The organism is Nocardioides lacusdianchii (assembly GCF_020102855.1).
Classification (GTDB): Bacteria; Actinomycetota; Actinomycetes; order Propionibacteriales; family Nocardioidaceae; genus Nocardioides; species Nocardioides lacusdianchii.
Window position 1 is genome coordinate 320,263 of record NZ_JADHZD010000004.1, and the last position, 20,215, is coordinate 340,477.

The 20,215-nt window shown below is 73.1% G+C and carries 19 protein-coding genes and 1 pseudogene; 15 read left to right on the forward strand and 5 right to left on the reverse strand.

Annotated elements, in window-relative coordinates:
* Window positions 1-58 precede the first annotated feature (58 nt).
* From IRX98_RS08040 to IRX98_RS08065, 6 genes are all read left to right on the forward strand, one after another.
* On the forward strand, window positions 59-610 hold the full coding sequence (locus IRX98_RS08040) for an SPFH domain-containing protein (RefSeq protein WP_224275660.1): 552 nt from the start codon (window positions 59-61) through the stop codon (window positions 608-610).
* Window positions 607-2,127, forward strand: a complete 1,521-nt coding sequence (locus IRX98_RS08045; RefSeq protein ID WP_224275662.1) for a potassium/proton antiporter — start codon at window positions 607-609, stop codon at window positions 2,125-2,127. Before IRX98_RS08040 ends, IRX98_RS08045 begins: the two co-directional genes overlap by 4 nt.
* A 48-nt stretch (window positions 2,128-2,175) precedes the next feature.
* Entirely contained in the window at window positions 2,176-3,111 is a 936-nt protein-coding gene (locus IRX98_RS08050) for a carbamate kinase (protein ID WP_224275664.1), read from the forward strand.
* 27 nt (window positions 3,112-3,138) lie between these two features.
* Window positions 3,139-4,245: a barbiturase gene (gene bar, locus IRX98_RS08055; RefSeq protein WP_224275667.1), complete on the forward strand. Its 1,107-nt coding sequence runs from the start codon at window positions 3,139-3,141 to the stop codon at window positions 4,243-4,245.
* A 70-nt stretch (window positions 4,246-4,315) separates the two neighbouring features.
* Entirely contained in the window at window positions 4,316-7,549 is a 3,234-nt protein-coding gene (locus tag IRX98_RS08060; protein ID WP_224275669.1) for an ATP-dependent helicase, read from the forward strand.
* The gene (locus tag IRX98_RS08065; RefSeq protein WP_224275671.1) at window positions 7,546-10,767 is read left to right on the forward strand and encodes an ATP-dependent helicase; all 3,222 of its coding nucleotides are present in this window, start codon (window positions 7,546-7,548) and stop codon (window positions 10,765-10,767) included. The genes IRX98_RS08060 and IRX98_RS08065 overlap by 4 nt, the downstream gene beginning before the upstream one ends.
* Before the next feature lie 2 nt (window positions 10,768-10,769).
* Here IRX98_RS08065 and deoD read toward each other — a convergent pair whose 3' ends face one another.
* Window positions 10,770-11,480, reverse strand: a complete 711-nt coding sequence (deoD, locus tag IRX98_RS08070) for a purine-nucleoside phosphorylase (RefSeq protein WP_224275672.1) — start codon at window positions 11,478-11,480, stop codon at window positions 10,770-10,772.
* A gap of 36 nt (window positions 11,481-11,516) precedes the next feature.
* Here deoD and nudC point away from each other — a divergent pair, with 36 nt between their 5' ends.
* Complete coding sequence (gene nudC / locus IRX98_RS08075) at window positions 11,517-12,440, forward strand: NAD(+) diphosphatase (protein WP_224275674.1); 924 nt, start codon at window positions 11,517-11,519, stop codon at window positions 12,438-12,440.
* A gap of 6 nt (window positions 12,441-12,446) precedes the next feature.
* Here the strand turns inward: nudC and IRX98_RS08080 are convergent, their stop codons facing one another.
* A complete protein-coding gene (locus tag IRX98_RS08080; RefSeq protein ID WP_224275676.1) occupies window positions 12,447-12,911 on the reverse strand; it encodes a ScoMcrA-related endonuclease in 465 nt (154 codons plus the stop codon).
* Window positions 12,912-12,956: 45 nt separating this feature from the next.
* The gene (locus tag IRX98_RS08085; protein WP_224275678.1) at window positions 12,957-13,208 is read right to left on the reverse strand and encodes a mycoredoxin; all 252 of its coding nucleotides are present in this window, start codon (window positions 13,206-13,208) and stop codon (window positions 12,957-12,959) included.
* Between the two features lie 107 nt (window positions 13,209-13,315).
* Between IRX98_RS08085 and IRX98_RS08090 the strand changes: the two genes are divergently transcribed.
* The 5 genes and pseudogenes from IRX98_RS08090 (at window position 13,316) to IRX98_RS08110 (ending at window position 16,758) form a co-directional block, all read left to right on the forward strand.
* A complete protein-coding gene (locus IRX98_RS08090) occupies window positions 13,316-15,373 on the forward strand; it encodes an ATP-dependent DNA helicase UvrD2 (RefSeq protein ID WP_224275680.1) in 2,058 nt (685 codons plus the stop codon).
* A gap of 147 nt (window positions 15,374-15,520) precedes the next feature.
* On the forward strand, window positions 15,521-15,703 hold the full coding sequence (locus IRX98_RS08095; protein ID WP_224275682.1) for a hypothetical protein: 183 nt from the start codon (window positions 15,521-15,523) through the stop codon (window positions 15,701-15,703).
* Between the two features lie 122 nt (window positions 15,704-15,825).
* Window positions 15,826-16,200, forward strand: coding sequence for a WhiB family transcriptional regulator (locus IRX98_RS08100; protein ID WP_224275684.1), 375 nt, complete (start codon window positions 15,826-15,828; stop codon window positions 16,198-16,200).
* A 16-nt stretch (window positions 16,201-16,216) separates the two neighbouring features.
* Window positions 16,217-16,453: pseudogene (locus IRX98_RS08105) on the forward strand (putative WhiB-interacting protein); the annotation flags it as partial.
* Between the two features lie 137 nt (window positions 16,454-16,590).
* Entirely contained in the window at window positions 16,591-16,758 is a 168-nt protein-coding gene (locus IRX98_RS08110; protein WP_224275689.1) for a hypothetical protein, read from the forward strand.
* 16 nt (window positions 16,759-16,774) lie between these two features.
* Here the strand turns inward: IRX98_RS08110 and IRX98_RS08115 are convergent, their stop codons facing one another.
* The gene (locus IRX98_RS08115) at window positions 16,775-17,293 is read right to left on the reverse strand and encodes a hypothetical protein (RefSeq protein ID WP_224275692.1); all 519 of its coding nucleotides are present in this window, start codon (window positions 17,291-17,293) and stop codon (window positions 16,775-16,777) included.
* Window positions 17,294-17,417: 124 nt separating this feature from the next.
* Window positions 17,418-17,576: a DUF5679 domain-containing protein gene (locus IRX98_RS08120; protein WP_090969683.1), complete on the reverse strand. Its 159-nt coding sequence runs from the start codon at window positions 17,574-17,576 to the stop codon at window positions 17,418-17,420.
* Between the two features lie 191 nt (window positions 17,577-17,767).
* Here IRX98_RS08120 and IRX98_RS08125 point away from each other — a divergent pair, with 191 nt between their 5' ends.
* The 3 genes from IRX98_RS08125 to IRX98_RS08135 are packed head-to-tail and all read left to right on the forward strand — an operon-like array spanning window position 17,768 to window position 20,214.
* Window positions 17,768-18,574 carry an enoyl-CoA hydratase/isomerase family protein gene (locus tag IRX98_RS08125; protein WP_224275694.1) on the forward strand — a complete coding sequence of 269 codons (807 nt, stop codon included), beginning with the start codon at window positions 17,768-17,770 and terminating at the stop codon, window positions 18,572-18,574.
* Window positions 18,575-18,586: 12 nt separating this feature from the next.
* Window positions 18,587-19,621 carry a PHP domain-containing protein gene (locus IRX98_RS08130; protein WP_224275697.1) on the forward strand — a complete coding sequence of 345 codons (1,035 nt, stop codon included), beginning with the start codon at window positions 18,587-18,589 and terminating at the stop codon, window positions 19,619-19,621.
* Window positions 19,622-19,671: 50 nt separating this feature from the next.
* Window positions 19,672-20,214 (forward strand): M48 metallopeptidase family protein, encoded by a 543-nt coding sequence (locus IRX98_RS08135; RefSeq protein WP_224275700.1) that lies wholly within the window; start codon window positions 19,672-19,674, stop codon window positions 20,212-20,214.
* Window position 20,215: the final 1 nt, after the last annotated feature.

Genomic DNA, 20,215 nt, shown 5'->3' on the forward strand with positions numbered 1-20,215 from the left:
TCCCAGATGGGGTCAGCACCCCATGTGATCCGGCGCCCGGCCGACGAAGACTCGAGACGTGCCGCTCCCGGACGAGAACTCCGCAGTCGACCCGAGCGGGGTCGCGTGGGTGGCGTGGCTCGTGATCGCCCTGCCGGGACTCCTGTTCGCGACCCTCACGTGCGTACGCCATGCCCGTCCTGGCGAGCTCGTGCTGGTCGTGCGGCACGACAGGGTGATCCGCTCGCGGCGGAGCGGGTTCGTGGCCCGCTGGCCCGTGGTGGAGCAGTTCGAGCCCGTGCCGACCGGGTCGCAGGTGCTGCCACTCGTGGTCCGCTCGCGCACCAGTGAGGGGGTCGACGTGGTCGCGCTGGCCGACCTCGTCCTGGAGGTGCGCGACGTCGCGCCGGGGACGGCGTACGTGCCGGTGACAGTCGTCGCCCGCACCGTCGAGGAGGCGTACGGCGCCGTGATCGAGGACCTCGAGCTGCCGTCGCTCGTCGAGGAGCTGGAGGCCGCGGCGCCCGGGGTGCTGGCGCAGGTGGGTCGCACGCTGCCCGACGGCACTAGTGCCAGCGCAGTGGAGGTGACGCGGGTCGAGGCTCTGCTCTCGCCCCGGAGGATGGCATGAGCGCCGACGAGCTGAACGTGGTCCTGCTCGTCACCACCGCAGTCCTGCTGGGGTGCCTGGCAGCCGTACGACTGCTGTCGGGCGCCGGGCTGCCCAGCCTGCTGGTCTTCCTCTGCGTCGGCCTGGCCATCGGCGAGTCCGGCCTCGGGCTCGACTTCGAGGACGCGGGGCTGACCCAGGTGCTCGGGTCGGTGGCGCTGGCGGTGATCCTCGCCGAGGGCGGGTTCACCACCGACCTGCGCGTGGTGCGGCCCGTCGGCTGGCTGGCCGCGGTCATGGCCACGGTCGGGGTCTTCGTGTCCGTGGCGGTGACGTCCGGCGTGGTCTACCTCGTGCTCGACGTCGACGTGCGCACGGCCGTCCTGCTCGGCGCCGTCGTGTCGTCGACGGACGCGGCCGCGGTCTTCGCGGTGCTGCGGAGGATGCCTGTGAAGGGACGGCTGCGGGCCGTCCTCGAGGCGGAGTCCGGGTTCAACGACCCGCCCGTCATCATCCTCGTCACGGTGGTCACCTCCAGCGCGTGGACCGATGCGGGGGTCGTGGGCGTGGGCGGCCAGATCGTCTACCAGCTCGTGGTGGGCGCGCTGGTGGGCGTCGCAGTGGCGTGGGCCGGGCAGTGGCTCCTCGGCCGCAGCGCGCTGCCGTCCGCAGGGCTCTACCCGCTCGCCACCGTGGCCCTGACCCTGCTCGCCTTCGCGGTGGCGGGTGTCGCGGGGGCGAGCCCGTTCCTGGCGGTCTACGTGGCCGGGCTGACCCTCGGCAACGCCCGCCTGCCGCACCGGGGGGCCACCACCGGCTTCGTCGAGTCGCTCGCCTGGCTCGCCCAGATCGGCCTCTTCGTGCTGCTCGGGCTGCTGGCGAGCCCGTCCCGGCTCCCCGACGCGCTGCCGACCGCACTCGTCGTCGGCGGGGTCCTCACCTTCCTCGCCCGCCCCCTGTCGGTGCTCGTGAGTGCGACACCCTTCCGCATGCCCTGGCGCGAGCAGGCCTTCGTCAGCTGGGCCGGCCTGCGGGGAGCCGTCCCCATCGTGCTGGCCACGATCCCGATGGCCGTGGGGCTGCCGGGCGCGGAGCGTGTCTTCGACGTGGTCTTCGTGCTGGTGGTCGTCTTCACGCTCGTGCAGGGCCCGACGCTCCCGTGGGTCGCCCGCCGCCTCGGGGTCGCCGAGCCGGCGTCCCCCCGTGACGTCGCGATCGAGTCCGCACCGCTCGACGACCTGGGCGCCACGCTCGTGCAGTTCTCCGTCGGCGCCGGCTCCCGGATCGCGGGGGTCGAGGTCGCCGAGCTGCGCCTCCCGCCGGGATCGGTGGTCTCGCTCGTGCTCCGGGGAGGTGAGGTGTTCGTGCCCGGGACCGCCACCGTGCTGCGGGCGGGCGACCACGCACTCGTGGTCACCACGCGTGCGGGGCGCGAGCCGGTGGAGGAGCGTCTCCGCGCGGTGAGCAGGGCAGGCCGTCTCGCCGGCTGGTACGACGCCGTGCTGGCAACTCGTGCCCAGGAGTCCGCTGGGCGCTGACAACTCTTGACGGTGGGAGGCGTGGCGCCGATCACTAGGGTCGAGCCCATGAGGGTCCTGCTCGCACTCGGCGGAAACGCCATGACCAACGCCGACGGGCGAGCACGTCCCGACGACCAGATCGCCGCCGCCCAGGTGGCGATGGCCGCGGTCGCCGGCCTGCTGGAGCACGACCACGACGTCGTCATCACCCACGGCAACGGTCCCCAGGTCGGCAACCTCCTGGTCAAGAACGAGCTGGCCGCGTCCGTCGTACCTCCCGTCCCGCTGGACTGGTGCGGCGCGCAGACGCAGGCGACGCTCGGCTTCGTGCTGATGGACGCCCTCGACGGCGAGCTCGCCGCGCGCGGGGTCGCCCGGCGCAGCGCAGCCGTCGTCACCCGCACCCTCGTCGACGCCGACGACGAGGGCTTCACCACTCCCACCAAGCCGATCGGCCGCCACCTGCCCGAAGCCGAGGCCCGAGTGCTGATGGGCCACGGCGAGACCTGGCAGGACCGCGGCGAGAAGGGATGGCGGCGCGTGGTCGCCTCGCCCGAGCCGCTCGAGATCCTCGACGCCCCGGCGGTCCTCGCGCTGATCGAGGCCGGCTTCGTGGTGGTCGCCAACGGTGGTGGCGGCATCCCGCACGTACGCCGTCCCGACGGCTCGCTGGCCGGCGTCGAGGCCGTCATCGACAAGGACCTCGGTGCGGCGCTGCTCGCCGAGACCACCGACGCCGACGTCCTCGTGATCGCCACCGACGTGCCCAACGCGGTGATCCGCTGGGGCCAGCCGGACGCCGAGCCGCTCGGCACCCTCACCGTCGCCGACCTGCGCGCGATCGCCGCCGAGGGCCACTTCGCCTCGGGCTCGATGGGCCCGAAGGTCGACGCGGTCTGCCGCTTCGTCGAGACCACCGGCAAGCGCGGCGTCATCACCAGCCTCGACCAGATCACCGCGGCTGTCGCCGGCGACGCCGGCACCGTCGTCGTACCCGCCTGAACCTGACTCCCCACCGAAAGGAAACCCATGCCCAGCGCCATTGAGGTCCGCAAGGTCCCGATCCACTCCGTCGCCGACGCCTCCGAGCTCACCAAGCTCATCGACGAGGGCGTCATCGCCGCCGACCGCGTCTTCGCGATCATCGGCAAGACCGAGGGCAACGGCGGTGTCAACGACTACACCCGCATCATCGCCGACCGCGCCTTCCGCGAGGCCCTGGTCGCCAGCGGTGCGGACCCCGAGCAGGTCAAGGGCGTCCCGATCGTCTGGTCGGGCGGCACCGACGGCGTCATCAGCCCCCACGCCACGATCTTCGCCACCACCGACGTCCCCGAGGACGACCCGTCGCGCGAGGAGATGCGGCTCACCGCCGGCTTCGCGATGAGCGAGCCGATCCTGCCCGAGGAGATCGGCTACACCGCGATGATCGAGAAGGTCGCCGCCGGTGTGAAGGTCGCCATGGAGCGCGCCGGCATCACCGACCCCGCCGACGTCCACTACGTGCAGACCAAGACCCCGCTGCTGACCATCCACACCATCCGCGACGCCAAGGCGCGCGGCAAGAAGGTCTGGACCGAGCACACCCACGAGTCGATGGACCTCTCCAACGGCGTCACCGGTCTCGGCATCGCCGTCGCGCTGGGCGAGATCGACATGCCCACCGACGCCGACGTGATGCACAACCGCGAGCTCTTCTCCTCGGTCGCGTCCTGCTCCTCGGGCGTCGAGCTCGACCAGGCCCAGATCGTCGTGGTCGGCAATGCCAAGGGTGTCGGCGGCAAGTACCGCATCGGCCACTCGGTGATGAAGGACGCGCTCGACGCCGACGGCATCTGGGACGCCATCCGCACCGCCGGCCTCGACCTGCCCGAGCGCCCGCGCACCAGCGACCTCGACGGCAAGCTGGTCAACGTCTTCCTCAAGTGCGAGGCCAGCCAGGACGGCATGGTCCGCGGGCGCCGCAACGCGATGCTCGACGACTCCGACGTCCACTGGCACCGCCAGATCAAGGCCTGCGTCGGCGGCGTCACCGCCTCCGTCACCGGCGACCCGGCGGTGTTCGTCTCGGTCTCGGCCGCCCACCAGGGCCCCGAGGGTGGCGGCCCGGTCGCCGCGATCGTCGACGTCTCCTGATCCACCCCCACGACACCCCGTCCGCGGGGCCGGCAGCGCGATGTCGGTCCCGCGTGATGGGGTGTCCTGCGTGAGCACACCGACCACCCGCTACCGGCTCGTCAGCCCCGACCGCGAGGTCGTGGTGCCCGAGCTCGACGAGCACCAGCAGCGCGTGGTCGACCACCCCGGCGGTCCGCTGCTTGTGCTGGCCGGTCCCGGCACCGGCAAGACCACGACCCTGGTCGAGGCGATCGTCGACCGCATCGAGCACCGCGGCGCCTCGCCCGACTCGGTGCTCGCTCTGACCTTCTCCCGCAAGGCCGCCGAGCAGCTGCGCGACCGGGTGACCGCGCGGGTCGCCCGGACCACGTCGGCAGCGTCGTGCTCCACGTTCCACTCCTTCGCCTACGCGCTGGTGAGGAAGTACGCCCCCGCCGAGCTCTACGAGGGGGCCATCCGGCTGCTGTCGGCCCCGGAGGCCGACGTCGTGCTGCGCGAGCTGCTGCGCGACAACCCCGAGTCGGTCGAGTGGCCCGACGCGCTGCGCCGGGCGGTCGGCACCTTCGGCTTCGTCCGCGAGGTGCAGGCGGTGCTCGCCCGCGCCCGCGAGAAGGGCCTCGACCCCGGTGGCCTCCGCAGCCTGGGCGAGGAGCACGACCTGCCCGAGCTGGTGTCGGCCGGGCTGTTCATGGAGCAGTACCTCACGATCCTCGACAACCTCGGCGCCACCGACTACTCCGACCTCATCCGCCGCGCCGTGATCGAGGCCGAGGCCCACCGCGACGAGCTGCGGGCGCGCTGGACGCACGTGTTCGTGGACGAATACCAGGACACCGACCCCGGTCAGGTGGCCCTGCTGCGGGCGCTGGCCGGCGACGGTCGCAACCTCACCGTGGTGGGTGACCCCCACCAGTCCATCTACGGCTTCCGCGGCGCCGACGTGCGCGGCATCCTCGACTTCCCGGCCAGCTTCCCGACTGCGAGCGGCGGTCCGGCACCTGTCGTGGTGCTCCAGCGCACCCGGCGGTTCGGACCGCGGCTGCTGCTGGCGGCCGGCCGCGTCGCGCACCGCCTGACCCTCAGCGGCAGCATCGACGCCGCCGCGCGCGAGGCCTTCCTCTCCCCGGAGGCGGTCCCGGGACCGCACGGCGACGGTCGCGTCGAGGTCCACACCTACGACACCGAGCGGGCCGAGGCCGAGCGGCTGGCCGACCTGCTGCGCCGCGCCCATCTCGAGGACGGCATCGCCTGGGACCGGATGGCCGTCCTGGTGCGCTCGGGGCGGACCAGCATCCCCCCGCTGCGGCGCTCGCTCGCCGCGGCCGGCGTTCCCGTCGAGGTGGCCTCCGACGACCTGCCCCTCGTCCACGACCCGGCGGTGCTGCCGCTGCTCGACGGCCTGCGCGCGGTGGTCAACCTCGACAACGACGACCCGGACTCGCCCGACTTCCTCGACCCCGGCCGGATCGAGTCGCTGCTGCTCTCGCCGCTGGCCGGCCTCGACGCCTCCGACCTGCGCGCCCTCGTACGCCGCCTGCGCACCCGCGAGAAGGAGCAGGCCGATCCCGACGCGCGCCGCACCTCGCGCGAGCTGCTCCGGCTCGCCGTGGTCGGCCCGGGCTTCCTCGACGGCCTGGAGGGACCGGACGTCGAGCGCGCCGGTGCCCTCGCGGCCCTGCTGCGCGAGGGCGCCCGCATGCTGTCCGAGCGCGCGGGCGTCGAGGACGTGCTCTGGCACCTGTGGTCCAGCACCGCCTGGCCGCAGCGGCTGCGGCGCCAGGTCGACCTCGGAGGTGCGAGCGCCCGTCGCGCCCACCGTGACCTCGACGCGGTGGTGGCGCTCTTCGAGCTCGCCTCGCGCGCGGTCGACCAGCGCGACCACGTCGGCGTCGGCGCGTTCTTCGCCAGCCTCGTGGCCCAGCAGCTCCCGGCCGACACCCTCGCCGAGCGGGGCGTTCGTGGCTCCTCGGTCCGTCTCCTCACCGCCCACCGGTCCAAGGGCCTGGAGTGGGACCTCGTCGTCGTCGCCCACGTCCAGCAGGAGGGCTGGCCCGACCTGCGTCGCCGCGCCACCCTGCTCGGCGCCGACCGCATCGGTGTCGACGACTCCGGCCACCCCGACCTGGTCCCGCCGGTGACCACGCGGGCCCTGCTGATGGAGGAGCGACGACTCTTCTACGTCGCCTGCACCCGGGCTCGGCGCCGGCTGGTGGTGAGCGCGGTGCGCTCGCCCGACGACGACGGCGAGCAGCCCTCGCGCTTCCTCGAGGAGCTCGGCGTGAGCATCGAGCACCAGGACGGCCGCCCGCCGCGGCCGCTGTCCCTCGGCGGTCTCGTCGCCGAGCTGCGGCGCACTGCCGCGGACCCGGCCACCAGCCCTGCGCTGCAGGCCGCGGCCGCACGTCGTCTGGCCGCCCTCGCGGCCGAGGAGGTCGACGGACGCCAGCTGGTCCCGTCCGCCGACCCCTCGACGTGGTGGGGCACCCGCAGCGCCACCCGGGCCGTGCAGCCGATCCGCGACCCGGAGCGACCGGTGCCGGTCTCGGCCAGCATGCTCGACTCGATCCTGCTCTGTCCGGCCCAGTGGTTCTTCGAGCGCGAGGCCGGTGGCGTCTCGGCGGTGCACCAGTCGGCCAACCTCGGGCAGGTGCTCCACGCGCTCGCCGAGCGGGTGGCGACCGGGGACCTGCCGCCCGAGGAGGCGCCGCTGATGGCCGAGGTCGAGGCGATCTGGGACCGGCTCGCCTTCCGCACGCCGTGGTCGCGCCAGCGCGAGCTCGCCCGCATCCGCAAGGCGGTGGCGCGGTTCGTGCGGTGGCACCTCGACAACCCCCGGGAGGTGCTCGCTGCCGAGCAGCGCTTCCAGAGCACCGTCGACGTCGAGGGCCGCACGGTGATGCTCACCGGCTTCGCCGACCGGCTCGAGATCGATGACGTCGGGCGGGTGGTCGTCGTCGACTTCAAGAGCGCCCGCGCCGCCCCGACCGGGCCTGCGGTCGCCGGCAACCTCCAGCTCGCCCTCTACCAGTACGCCGTCGACGCCGGCGCGCTCGACGAGGTCGCCGGCCGGTCGGTCGCGTCGGGAGGCGCCGAGCTGGTGCAGCTCGGCATCGACGACGACTCCGCCGTCGCCAAGGTGCAGGGCCAGCCCGCCCACGACGACGGCGGACCGGAGCGTGCGGTGCTGCGTGCGGGGCTGGCGCGCGCGGCCGACCTGGTCCGCAGCGAGACCTTCCCCGCCACGGCTGGCCCGCACTGCCGCGACTGCCCCTTCACCGCCATCTGCCCCGCCAAGGGCGCCGGGAGCGTGACCGTCCAGTGACCGAGCCGACCCGCGAGCCCCTGCGGCTCGACACGCCCCAGGACCTGCAGGCCCTCATGGGAGCCCAGCACGCCGCCAGCGACGAGCAGTGGGCCGCCATCACGGCGCCGCTGCGGCCCACCGTCGTGGTGGCCGGAGCCGGCAGTGGCAAGACGACCTTGATGGCCCAGCGCGTGGTGTGGCTGGTGGCGACGGGCCGGGTGCGTCCCGAGGAGGTGCTGGGCCTCACCTTCACGACCAAGGCCGCGGCGGAGCTGCGCCAGCGGGTGTCCGCGGCGCTCGGGGCCGCGGGGCTGCTCGACCGCTCCGTGGTCGTCGACGGCGAGGACGTGCTCGAGCCGACTGTCGCGACCTACCACGCCTACGCCGCCACGCTCCTGACCGACCACGGCCTGCGCATCGGCCACGAGCCCGACACCAGGGTGGTGTCCGACGCGTCCCGCTACCAGCTCGGTGCCCGCGTGATCGAGCGCTTCACCGGTCGCATCGAGCTGCTGACCGACCACCCGGCCACCGCCATCCAGAACCTCCTCGCCCTCGACGGCGCGATGAGCGAGCACCTCGTGGACGCCGACGACGTACGCCGGGTGGATGCCGAGGCGCGCCGCGGTTTCGAGCGGGCGGTCGCCGAGGAGCAGGCCGGCAAGGCCCGCAAGACCTGGTTCGAGCCGCCCGCCAAGGCGATCAACGCGATCGACCGACGCGCGGAGCTGCTGCAGCTCGTCACCGGCTACCGGCGCCTCAAGGCCGACCTCGGCCTGATGGACTTCGGCGACCAGATCGCCCTCGCGGCCCGACTGGTCGAGGACCAGCCCGAGGTGGGGGAGCTGGAGCGGGCGCGGTTCAAGGTCGTGCTGCTGGATGAATACCAGGACACCTCCGTCGCGCAGGCCACGATGCTGTCCCGGCTGTTCTCCGGCCCCGACTCCGAGCACGGGCTCGGCCACCCGGTGATGGCGGTGGGCGACCCCAACCAGGCGATCTACGGCTGGCGCGGCGCCTCGGTCTCCAACATCCTCAACTTCGCCGAGACCTTCCCGGCCGCCGACGGTGAGCCCGGACGACTGCCGTTGACGGTGAACCGGCGCTCCGACCGGCGGATCCTCGACGTCGCCAACCGGCTCGCCGAGCCGCTGCTCGAGGCCTACGGCGACAAGGTCGCGCGGCTGCGCGCGGCCGAGATCGCGGGGGAGGGCCACGTCGAGGCCCACGTCTTCGAGCGTGCCGTCGACGAGCTCACGTGGCTCACCGACGAGGTCCGTCGCGTGCACGAGGCCGGCACCCCGTGGGCCGAGGTGGGCGTGCTGAGCCGCGACAACGCGCAGGCCGAGGACGTCTACGACGCGCTGACCACCGCGGGCATCCCGGTCGAGATCGTGGGGTTGTCGGGCCTGATCCGGCTGCCGGAGGTGGCCGAGGTCGTCGCCACGCTGACCCTCCTGCACGACGTCACCGCCAACTCCGCGATGCTCACCCTCCTCACCGGCCCGCGGTGGGCGATCGGCCCGCGCGACCTGCGCCTGCTCGCGGTGCGTGCGGCGGAGATCGCCGGCGTACGCGGCCGCGCGGAGGCGGCGTCGATCGCCGACCAGCTGCTCCAGATCGCCGACGGCATCGACTCCTCCGAGCTGCCCGCCCTCAGCGACGCCGTCGAGTCGCCCGGCGATGCGGCGTACTCTCCCGAGGCGCTCGACCGGTTCGCCCTCCTCGCCGGCGAGCTGCGCCGGCTGCGCTCCCACGTCGGCGACCCGCTGCTCGACGTGGTCCGCCGCATCATCGACACGACCGGCGTCGACGTCGAGCTGGCGTCGGCGACCTCCCCCGCGGCTGCCGCGCGCCGCGACAACCTCGACCTCTTCGTCAAGGCCGTCGCGGAGTTCCAGTCCGTCGACGGCGACGTCACGCTGCCCGCGCTGCTGGCCTACCTCACCGCCGAGGACGACCAGGGCAACGGCCTCGACGTCGCGACCCCCACCGCGGCCGACTCGGTGAAGCTCCTCACCGTGCACCGCGCGAAGGGGCTGGAGTGGTCGTCGGTCTTCTGCGTCGGCGTGGGGGAGACGCGCTTCCCCAGCAACCGCTCGCGCACCCTCTGGACGTCGTCGCCGGCCGTGCTGCCCGCGCCGCTGCGCGGCGACCGCGCCGACCAGCCGCAGCTCGTGGGCCACGACAAGACCGCCCTCGAGGCCTACCGCGCAGCGACCAAGGCCCACGACGCGGAGGAGGAGCTGCGGCTGGGCTACGTCGCCTTCACCCGTGCCGCCCACCACCTCGCCGTCACCTCCTACGTCTGGGGCCAGCGGGCGAGCGCCTTCGGCCCGTCGGCCTACCAGTGCGTCGTGCGCGACCAGCTCGAGGAGTGGGGCCAGCCGGTGGAGCGCTGGCTGGAGAAGCCGCCCCCGAAGTCGCCCAATCCCAACGACGACGTCGACACCTCCCGCCCCTGGCCGGTGCCGGGGCCCGGCGAGGAGGCGCGCCGCCGGCTGGTCGCGGCCGAGCTGGTCCGCTCCGTCGACCGGACTGCGCCCGACGAGGGTCTCGACATGGTCGAGGCGGCGCAGGTCGCGGAGTGGGACGACGACCTCGCCCAGCTACTCGACGAGGCGCGCGCCGAGCGGGCCACCACGGTCGACCTGCCGTTGCCCAGCAGCCTGTCAGCGACCTCGGTGGCGCGCCTGCGCGACGACCCCGACGCCTTCGCGCGCGAGCTGGCCCGGCCGATGCCGCGGCCACCCGCGCCCGCGGCCCGCTTCGGCACCGCGTTCCACGCCTGGGTGGAGGAGCGCTTCGGCCAGCAGGCGCTGATCGAGCCCGACGAGCTGCCGGGTCGCGCCGACGCCGGCATCGACGACGAGGCCGACCTCGGCGAGGTGGTGAAGCGATTCGAGGACGGACCCTTCGGCGACCGTGCTCCCCACGCCGTCGAGGCCCCCTTCGCGATCGTGCTGGGCGGGCAGGTCGTGCGCGGTCGCATCGACGCGGTCTACGCCGAGCCGGAGTCCACGGGCGGCGGCTTCCTCGTCGTCGACTGGAAGACCGGCCGTCACGAGACGGCCGACCCGCTCCAGCTCGCCCTCTACCGCCTGGCCTGGGCCGAGCTCACCGGTACGCCGCTCGAGCGGGTGCGCGCGGCCTTCCACTACGTCCGGTCGGGGCGCACCGTCGAGCCGCCGGACCTGCCCGGCCGCGACGAGCTGGAGCGCCTGGTCGAGCTCTGAGGTCAGCCCAGCGCAGCGGTGAGCGCGATCTCGACCATCTCGCCGAAGGTCTGCTCGCGCTCCTGCGAGGTGGTCTCCTCGCCGGTGACGATGTGGTCGGAGACGGTGCAGATGGCCAGCGCCCTGCGGCGGTGCTTCGCGGCGAGGGTGTAGAGCGCGCTGGCCTCCATCTCGACCGCCAGCACGCCGTACTTCACCATCTCGCCCAGCAGCTCGGGGCGCGCGGCGTAGAAGGAGTCGCTGGAGAAGATCAGCCCGACGTGGAAGGGCGAGCCACCCTTGCGCGCCTCGGCGGCCTCCACCGCCCCGCGGAGCAGGCCGAAGTCGGCGACCGGCGCGTAGTCGATGCCGTGGAAGGCGATGCGGTTCATCGAGGAGTCGGTGCAGGCGCCCGAGGCGATGATGACGTCACGGATGCCGACGTCCTCGGTGACCGCGCCGCACGACCCGACGCGCACGACCGACTGCACGTCGTAGTCGGTGAAGAGCTCGTTGACGTAGATCGCCATCGACGGCTGCCCCATCCCGGAACCCTGGACGGACACCGGCTGGCCGCGCCACGTGCCGGTGAAGCCGTACATCCCGCGCACCTCGCTGTAGCAGCGCGCGTCGTCGAGGAAGGTCTCCGCGATCCACCTCGCCCGCAGCGGGTCGCCGGGCAGCAGGACGGTGGGGGCGATGTCGCCGCGCTGGGCGCCGATATGGGTGCTCACGGCGCCCAGCCTAGGGCCCGTCGCTAGCCTGACGCGGTGAGCTCCGAGCGCCCCCTGCCGCACGTCGCACTCTCCGCCCACGCGCACAACCGGATGGGCCTGCGCCGCACCGACGACGAGTGGCTGCGCCGCCAGCTGACGGACCCGGCCGCCCGGGTCCTGGTGGTGGCGGGCAACCGGCTGCGTCCGGTGGACGGCGCGATTCAGTGGATCTCCCCGGCGGACGCGCCCGAGGGCACCCTCGTGCTCCTCGGTGACCACGACGAGGTCGTGCACCTCGCGGTCATCGTCGCGCCGGACGCCGCTCCCGGCGACGCGGGGGAGTGGGTGCCGCTGCGCGACGTGCTGCCCCTCGTCGCCGAGCAGTCGCCCGGCCAGGCCCCGCTGCTGATGCACGCCATCGGCCTGGCCGAGTGGCACCACGCGACCCGCTTCTGCCCGCGCTGCGGCGGTTCCCTGCGCAGCCGGGCCGCCGGCCACGAGCTGCGCTGCAACCAGTGCGACCGGGCGCAGTTCCCCCGCACCGACCCGGCGGTGATCATGGCCATCACCCACGGCGACGGCGACGACGAGGCGCTGCTGCTGGGCCGCAACCGCGCCTGGCCGGCCGGCCGCTGGTCCACCCTCGCCGGGTTCTGCGAGCCGGGAGAGACCCTCGAGGACGCCGTACGCCGTGAGGTGGACGAGGAGGTCGGGGTCCGCGTGGGTCAGGTCACCTACTTCGGCAGCCAGCCGTGGCCGTTGCCGGCGAGCCTGATGCTGGGCTTCACCGGTCGCGCGCTGAGCACCGACATCGACGTCGACGGCGCTGAGATCGAGGAGGCCCGCTGGTGGACCCGAGCGGAGTTCGAGGCGGCGGTGCGGTCGGGAGAGATCGCCGTCCCGCGCGGGATCTCGATCTCGTCCTCGCTCATCGAGGCGTGGTTCGGACGTCCGCTCGAAGGTCCCGGCTGGGACTGAGGTCGGTCAGTCGCAGGTGTCGCAGATGCCGGTGGCCGGCATCGCGATGTAGCAGCGCGGGCACAGCTTGTCCGGGCGGTCGCTCGCGGCGACGCGGGGCCGGGCGGTGCCGGTGCTGCGCGCAGCGGCCCGCGGGGTGCCGCTCGACGTCGCGGTGCGAGTGCGCGTGGCCGAGCCCGGGACGCGCTCGCTGGGCGGCGAGTCGTCGCGGATCTTGAAGCCGAGCCGGGTCAGCGCCTTGCTCGCGCCCGCCGAACCGCCGGGGATGTCGGCGGGGGTCAGGGTGCGGCCCGTGGCCAGGCCGTGGGCGATGCCGGCGATCGCCGCGGCGTCGTACTCGCGGCCCATGTGCATCAGCACGTGGGTGGACACGCCGCCGCGCACCAGCATGTAGTTGGCGCCACCGGCTGCGTCCCAGGTCTCCATCGCGGTGAGGACGTGGTCGCGATCGATCGAGTTCAGCAAGGACACGGGATCAGGCTAACCCGCCCGCACACCGCTGCTCGAGCCGAGGGCTCACGCCAGCGCGGCCAGTCTCTCCTTGACCTGCGCCACCGACGGGTTCGTCAGCGTGCTGCCGTCGGAGAACAGGAGCGTGGGCACGGTCTGGTTGCCGCCGTTGGCCTGCTCGACGGTGAACGCCGCGTCGGGCTGCTGCTCGATGTCGACGATCGAGAACGCGATGCCCTCGCGGTCGAGCTGGCTCTTGAGGCGGTGGCAGTAGCCACACCAGGGCGTGGTGAACATGGTGAACTGGCTCTCGGACATGTCCGGTCCAACCACCGCCTGTGCGCGCGCATTCCCGCCGTCGTCCGGTGTCGGTCCCGGCGTCTAGGGTGGCGACGCCGTCCACCGACCCGTCCAGGAGCTGAATCGTGCTCGAAGCGCTCGACCCCGAGCAGCGACAGGTCGCCGAGGCGCTGCGCGGGCCCGTGCGGGTCCTCGCGGGTGCCGGCACCGGCAAGACCCGTGCCATCACCCACCGCATCGCCCACGGGGTCGCGCAGGGCGTCTACGCGCCCACCGAGGTGCTGGCGCTGTCGTTCACCACCCGCGCCGCGGGGGAGATGCGCGAGCGGCTCCGCTCGCTGGGTGCGCCCGGGGTCCAGGCGCGTACGTTCCACTCGGCGGCGCTGCGTCAGCTGCGGTTCTTCTGGCCGCGGGTGCACGGGCGCGACCTCCCCGAGCTCACCGAGTCCAAGCTCGGCATGGTGGCGCTCGCCGCCCGGCGCCAGCGGCTGAGCGTCGACCAGGCGACGCTGCGCGACCTGGCCAGCGAGATCGAGTGGGCGAAGGTCTCCAACGTCGCCCCCGACTCCTACGCCGCGCTGGCGTGCGCCCGGGGGCGGGCCGTCTCGGGCCTCGAACCCGAGGTCGTGGCCCGCGCCTTCGACGCCTACGAGGAGGTCAAGCGCGGCCAGGGCCGGATGGACATGGAGGACGTGCTCCTCTTCGGTGCGGGCCTCCTGGCCGACAACGAGGCGGTCGCCGCACAGGTGCGCCGGCAGTACAAGTGGTTCGTCGTCGACGAGTTCCAGGACGTCTCGCCGCTCCAGAACGCGCTGCTCGACCTCTGGCTCGGCGGGCGCGACGAGCTCTGCGTGGTCGGTGATCCCGCCCAGACGATCTACTCCTTCGCCGGTGCCGACGCGCGCTACCTCCGCGAGTTCACCCAGCGGTTCCCGAAGGCCACCAGCGTCGAGCTGGTCCGCAACTACCGTTCCACCCCCCAGGTCGTGGCCGCCGCCAACGCGCTCCTCGCCGGCACGAGCAGCAAGGGCGTCGACCTGGTGGCGCAGCGCCCCTCCGGCGCGGCCATCACCTACCGCGAGGCCAGCGACGAGGTCGCCGAGGCCGACGCCGTCGCCGACCGCGCGGCCGCGCTGCGCGCCAGTGGCACGCCTGCGAGCCGGATGGCGGTGCTGCTGCGCATCAACGCGCAGTCCGAGCGCTTCGAGGAGGCGCTGGCCGCCCGCGGCATCCCCTACGTCGTACGCGGCGGGGCTCGCTTCTTCGACCGCCCCGAGGTGCGCCAGGCCATCACCCTCGTTCGCGGCGCCGCTCGCAGCGGCGAGGCGTCGGGTCCGGTCGCCGACGCGGTCGTCGCCGTCCTGTCGCAGATGGGCCACTCCACCGAGCCACCCGAGGGCAGGGGAGAGGTCCGCAACCGCTGGGAGTCGCTGCAGGCGCTGGTCGACCTCGCCGCCGACTTCGGGCGCGAGCGCCCCGACGCCGGCCTCGGTGACCTCGTCGACGACCTGGACCGCCGAGCCGGCGAGCAGCACGCCCCCGTGGCCGACGCCGTCACCCTGGCCACCATCCACTCCGCCAAGGGCCTGGAGTGGGACGCCGTCTTCGTCGCCGGCATGCACGAGAAGATGATGCCGATCTCGCAGGCCAAGACCCCCGCCGAGGTCGAGGAGGAGCGGCGCCTGCTCTACGTCGCCATGACCCGCGCCCGCGACGAGCTGTGCGTGTCGTGGGCGAGCGCGCGCGAACCGGGCGGTCGCGCCAACCGCGGGAGCTCGCCGTTCCTGTCGCCGCTGCTCGACGGCACGCCCGGCGTTGCTGCCCAGCGGCGCGAGCGCAGCAAGCGCAACCGCGCCGCCCTGCACTGCCGCGAGTGCGGGGGAGCGCTGTCCAACGCCCGCGAGAAGAAGACCGGTCGCTGCGCCGACTGTCCGGCGTCCTACGACGAGGCGCTCTTCGAGCGGCTTCGCGAGTGGCGACTGGCCCGCGCTGCGCAGGACAGCGTGCCGGCGTTCGTCGTCTTCACCGACGCCACCTTGCAGCTGATCGCCGAGCACGTCCCCTCCGACGAGCGTGGCCTGCGGGCCATCAGCGGCGTCGGTCCGGGAAAGATCGCGAAGTACGGCGACGAGGTGCTCGCGCTGGTGTCCGGTAAGGCCGACGGCGACGCCGGATCGTCCTGAAGGATGAATCCGGAAACTTTTCCATGTAATACCCACAAAATCGTTTGCCCCTGACGTTGTCGAGGGTTTAGCGTTCTGCTCACAACAACCCGCGCATGGGATCGCTGACAACGATCTGCGCCTGATGCCCCGAAGGAGGTGGCCCTGATGGAGAACTTCACGAAGACGATGACGGCTTGGACGCCGTCCTTCGGCATGTCCACCCTCGGCCGCCCCTGCGCGCACACGCGCGCCCTCGGCGCTGGTGTGGTGGCTGTCCAGGACGCCGCCGCCATCGTTCGCATCAAGGGCGATTTCCCGGGTTCTCCTGCCTGGAGTCCGTCGAGCTAGGTCACACCTCGCATCGGCAGCCTCCAGGCCGCGGAACCCGACACCGGGATCCGCGGCCTTTCTGTTTGTCCAGCACCGAGTTTTTCCACCCGCGATCAGGTCAACGAGAAGGAGGTGAACACATGACCATCAGCGAACTCGTCCGCGACCGCGCTGTCGACGTCAGGACCCAGACGGAGCCCCAGGCCCCGCTCGGAGCCCTGCACGACGCCGCCACCGGAGTGGATGAAGAGTTGCTGCCCTGCCGCGTCAACAACGCAGAGCTGTGGTTTGCCGAGTCCCCCGCGGACGTCGAGCACGCCAAGGCCCTGTGCACGGACTGCCCCGTGCAGGCGCTCTGCCTCGACGGAGCGCTCGAGCGGCGCGAGCCGTGGGGCGTCTGGGGAGGCGAGCTCTTCCTCCAGGGCGTGGTGATCCCGCGCAAGCGGCCCCGAGGCCGGCCCCGCAAGTCCGAGCAGGTCGCAGCCGCGACGCACAAGGACGGGGCCGCCGCGTAGGCGCCACCGCAGCTCTCATCCCAGCTCCGACCGAGGAAGTACAGGAACCACACATCTCATGAAGACCTACCGAAATGGACGCAACGACATGAATCTCATGCATGAAGAACTCGCGCGCGCACAAATGTCCGCGCGCCTGGGAGAGGCGCACGAACTGCGGCGGGGCCACCACCTCGCCCTGGCTCGCCGGATGAGCCGCAAGGCCGAGCTGGCCGCGCAGCAGGCACGCCTCGCCCTCGCTCGCGCGATCTGATCGGACCGGTCCCCGTCGTCGGGACCGCTCTCGCCCTGATCGCGGGTGAGCACGCACAGCACGAGCCGGTACGTCGTCACCGTGACGACGTACCGGCTCGTGGTCGTCACGGGGCGTTCCGGAGTAGCCTCGCCCTCGTGAGCGACACCGTCACCTGCGCGTTCTGCGGCACGCAGGCGCCGGAGGCCGAGACCCTGACGTGGACCACCGCGGTCGAGAACGGCAGGCGCCGGTCCTTCTGCGACACCTGCTCGCGCACGCACCTGCGCGCGATGGAGGGAAAGCTCGACAGCGAGTGGTGGTGAGCAGGCGGAGCGCCGCTCAGGCGGTGTCGAACCAGTCGCACCCGCAGTAGGGGTGGCGGGTCCAGCGCCGTCCGGCTGGCAGCGGCTCGTGGTCGAAGCGCCACGAGGTCAGCCACGTGTGGGGCAGCTCGCCGCGGGACCATGCCTGGAGGTCGCGGGCCACCGCCCCGGCAGCGAGCGCCAGAAGCGGGCGTGGCAGCGGGGGGAGCCGGGTCGGGTCGCCCTCGTCGAGCACCGAGGCGGCCACGCACCGCGCACAGGGCCCCAGCCCGGGCGCGGCCCACGGCCCCACCTCGACGGCGTACGTCGTCGCGCCGACGAGCAGGTGGGGGAGCGAGGCCACGGTCCAGTCGTCGACCGTGGCCGACACCGTGCGGCCCGGGCCCACGCCGACGCCCACCGCGGCCTCCGGGTCGACGTGGACGCCGGCGGCCGCGAGAGCGGCGGTCACGGGTGCGGTCCACGCGGGCGGACAGTCGAGCTGCGCGCGCAGGGTGAGGGCGTACGGCCGGTCGTGGAGGAGCACGTCGTGCATGGCTCCACGCTCGCACCTGCGGGTGCCGCCAGGGGCGTCCTCCACAGGACGCGTGCGATCGAAATGCGAAGCGGCGGCGCCACCGGATGGGTGGTCGCCGCCGCTGTCAGCGCTGGGCCGAGGCTCAGGCCTTGCCGAGGATCCGGTTCAGGTTGGTGCCGCAGACCGGGCAGACGCCCTTGGCCATCTTGGTGCCCTTGTCGTTGACCTTGATCTCGCCCTCCGCCTCGCGCTTCTCCTTGCACTTGACGCAGTAGAACTCACCGCTCCAGGTCTCCGCCATGACGGCCTCCTTGCTCGTTACTTCTTGGTCGTCGCGGCGGGGTGGTCGAGGGGGAAGCCCGCCGGGGAACCCGGCGGTTGCCAGGGCTCCGTCGCCGACCCTACGCCACGCGTGGCCCACGCTCACGCACCCCACGCGCTGAGCGTGAAACCCCCTCTCGCGCCGACGGCCGCGATCAGTACCCTCGACCCATGTCCGACGCCCTTGAAGACCTCGTCCACCTGCGCCTCGAACGCCCGTCCGAGGGGGTCGTCGTGCTGACCCTCGACAACCCCGGGATGCGCAACGCGATGAGCGACGAGATGACCTCGTCGTGGGTCGCCGCGATCGATTCGCTGGCCTCCGACACCTCGGTGCGCGCCGTCGTCGTGACCGGCGAGGGCAGCGCCTTCTGCTCCGGGGGCAACACCTCGTGGATCGCCAGCGAGCCGGACGCCAGCGTCGACGAGCTGCGTGCGCGGATGATGCCGTTCTACCGGGCCTGGCTGTCGATCAGGAAGCTGGAGGTGCCGACCATCGCCGCGGTCAACGGGCACGCGATCGGCGCCGGCCTCTGCCTCGCGCTGGCCTGCGACATCCGCTACGCCGCAAGCGGCGCGAAGTTGGGCCTGCCCTTCAACAAGCTCGGCATGCACGCCGGCATGGCCGGCACGTGGCTGCTGCCGAACGTCGTCGGCCCGGCGCACGCGCGCGACCTGCTGCTCACCGGTCGCGTGGTCGAGGCCGACGAGGCGCTGCGCCTGGGCCTGGTCTCGCGTGTCATCGACCCCGGGGCGTTCCTCGACGAGGTGCTCGAGACCGCCGCCGGGATCGCCGCCACCGCCCCGATCGCGGCCCGCCTGACCAAGGTCGCCCTGGCCGACGGCGGTCATGCGGACTTCGAGTCGGCGCTGCAGTGGGAGGCGCTCGCCCAGCCGATGACGCTGGCGACCGCCGACCTCCAGGAGGGCATCGCCGCCGCGAAGGAGAAGCGCGCCCCGCAGTTTCGCGGCCGCTGACGGAGGGCTGACATGACCACGAACGACCTCGGACCCGTCGCGACGCTGCGCCGCATCGCCTTCCTCATGGAGCGCCAGCGCGAGGAGACGCGGCGGATCGAGGCGTTCCGCAAGGCCGCCCGCACCATCCTCCCGCTTCCCGAGGAGGACGTACGCCGTCGCGCGGCCGCGGGCACGCTCACCGAGCTGCCCGGCATCGGACCGAGCACCGCAGCCGTCATCACGGACGCATGCAACGGCGTGGTCCCCGAGCGCCTGGTCGCCCTCGAGCGGACCGCCGGCCCGCTGGCCCCGGGCGGGGAGGAGCTGCGCGCGCTGCTGCGAGGTGACCTGCACTCCCACTCCGACTGGTCCGACGGCGGCTCTCCGCTGGAGGAGATGGCCATGACCGCGATGGAGCTCGGCCACGACTACCTCGTCCTCACCGACCACAGTCCGCGGCTGCGGGTGGCCAACGGCCTGAGCGCCGAACGGCTCGGACGCCAGCTCGACGTGGTCGACGCCGTCAACGACCACCTCGGGGGCAGCTTCACGCTGCTCAAGGGGATCGAGGTCGACATCCTCGACGACGGTGCGCTCGACCAGACCCCGGAGATGCTCGGGCGCCTCGACGTCCGGGTGGCGTCGGTGCACTCCAAGCTCAAGATGGAGCGCGACGCCATGACGCGCCGCATGGTCGCCGCGGTGCGCAACCCCCACACCAACGTCCTGGGCCACTGCACGGGGCGCCTGGTCACCGGCAACCGCGGGACCCGCCCACAGAGCCAGTTCGACGCGCGCGCCGTCTTCTCCGCCTGCGCGGAGGAGGGGGTCGCGGTGGAGATCAACTCTCGACCCGAGCGACGCGACCCGCCGACGGCGTTGCTCGAGCTCGCCCGCGACCTCGGCTGCCTGTTCTCGATCGACTCCGACGCGCACGCTCCCGGGCAGCTCGACATGCTCGACTTCGGTGCGGCGCGTGCCACCGAGGTCGGCATCGACCCGGACCGCATCGTCACCACCTGGGAGCGCGGCCGGCTCCTGGACTGGGCGGCCGCACGGCTGTGACCGGAGCGTTTCGCCGCCGCGCTGTGGGTGCGGGAGGCTAGGTTCGGCCCATGAGCACGCCGCCCAGCACCCCCGAGGTGGAGGTGCGCCGCTCGCGCCGCCGTCGGCGTACGGTCTCGGCCTACCGCGACGGCGAGCGGATCGTGGTGCTGATCCCGGCGACGATGAGCAAGCGCGACGAGGCCACGTGGGTGGCCGACATGGTGGCGCGCATCGAGCGCCAGGAGCGGCGCAAGGTGCGCTCCGACGACGACCTCGTCGCCCGCGCGGCCAAGCTCAACGACCACTACTTCGGCGGCCTGGCCGTCCCGGCGTCGGTGCGGTGGGTGACCAACCAGAACGCCCGCTGGGGCTCGTGCACCCCCAGCGACCGCTCGATCCGGCTCAGCGACCGGCTGCAGAAGATGCCCGGCTGGGTGGTCGACTACGTGCTGGTCCACGAGCTCGCCCACCTGCTGGAGTCGGGCCACACCCCGCAGTTCTGGGCGTGGGTCGACCGCTATCCCAAGGCCGAGAAGGCCAAGGGCTACCTCGAGGGCTACAGCGCCGGCGCCCGCCTCGAGCCGCCGCCCGGCTCGGACGACGAGGAGTAGA

Bases quoted from the DNA above. Each gene is read 5' to 3' on its own strand.
- bar (WP_224275667.1), top strand. From the start codon at position 3,139: ATGCCCAGCGCCATTGAGGTCCGCAAGGTCCCGATCCACTCCGTCGCC.
- IRX98_RS08095 (WP_224275682.1), top strand. From the start codon at position 15,521: ATGGAGAACTTCACGAAGACGATGACGGCTTGGACGCCGTCCTTCGGC.
- IRX98_RS08125 (WP_224275694.1), top strand. From the start codon at position 17,768: ATGTCCGACGCCCTTGAAGACCTCGTCCACCTGCGCCTCGAACGCCCG.
- IRX98_RS08085 (WP_224275678.1), bottom strand. From the start codon at position 13,208: ATGTCCGAGAGCCAGTTCACCATGTTCACCACGCCCTGGTGTGGCTAC.
- IRX98_RS08050 (WP_224275664.1), top strand. From the start codon at position 2,176: ATGAGGGTCCTGCTCGCACTCGGCGGAAACGCCATGACCAACGCCGAC.
- IRX98_RS08100 (WP_224275684.1), top strand. From the start codon at position 15,826: ATGACCATCAGCGAACTCGTCCGCGACCGCGCTGTCGACGTCAGGACC.
- IRX98_RS08120 (WP_090969683.1), bottom strand. From the start codon at position 17,576: ATGGCGGAGACCTGGAGCGGTGAGTTCTACTGCGTCAAGTGCAAGGAG.
- IRX98_RS08130 (WP_224275697.1), top strand. From the start codon at position 18,587: ATGACCACGAACGACCTCGGACCCGTCGCGACGCTGCGCCGCATCGCC.
- IRX98_RS08115 (WP_224275692.1), bottom strand. From the start codon at position 17,293: ATGCACGACGTGCTCCTCCACGACCGGCCGTACGCCCTCACCCTGCGC.
- IRX98_RS08135 (WP_224275700.1), top strand. From the start codon at position 19,672: ATGAGCACGCCGCCCAGCACCCCCGAGGTGGAGGTGCGCCGCTCGCGC.
- IRX98_RS08045 (WP_224275662.1), top strand. From the start codon at position 607: ATGAGCGCCGACGAGCTGAACGTGGTCCTGCTCGTCACCACCGCAGTC.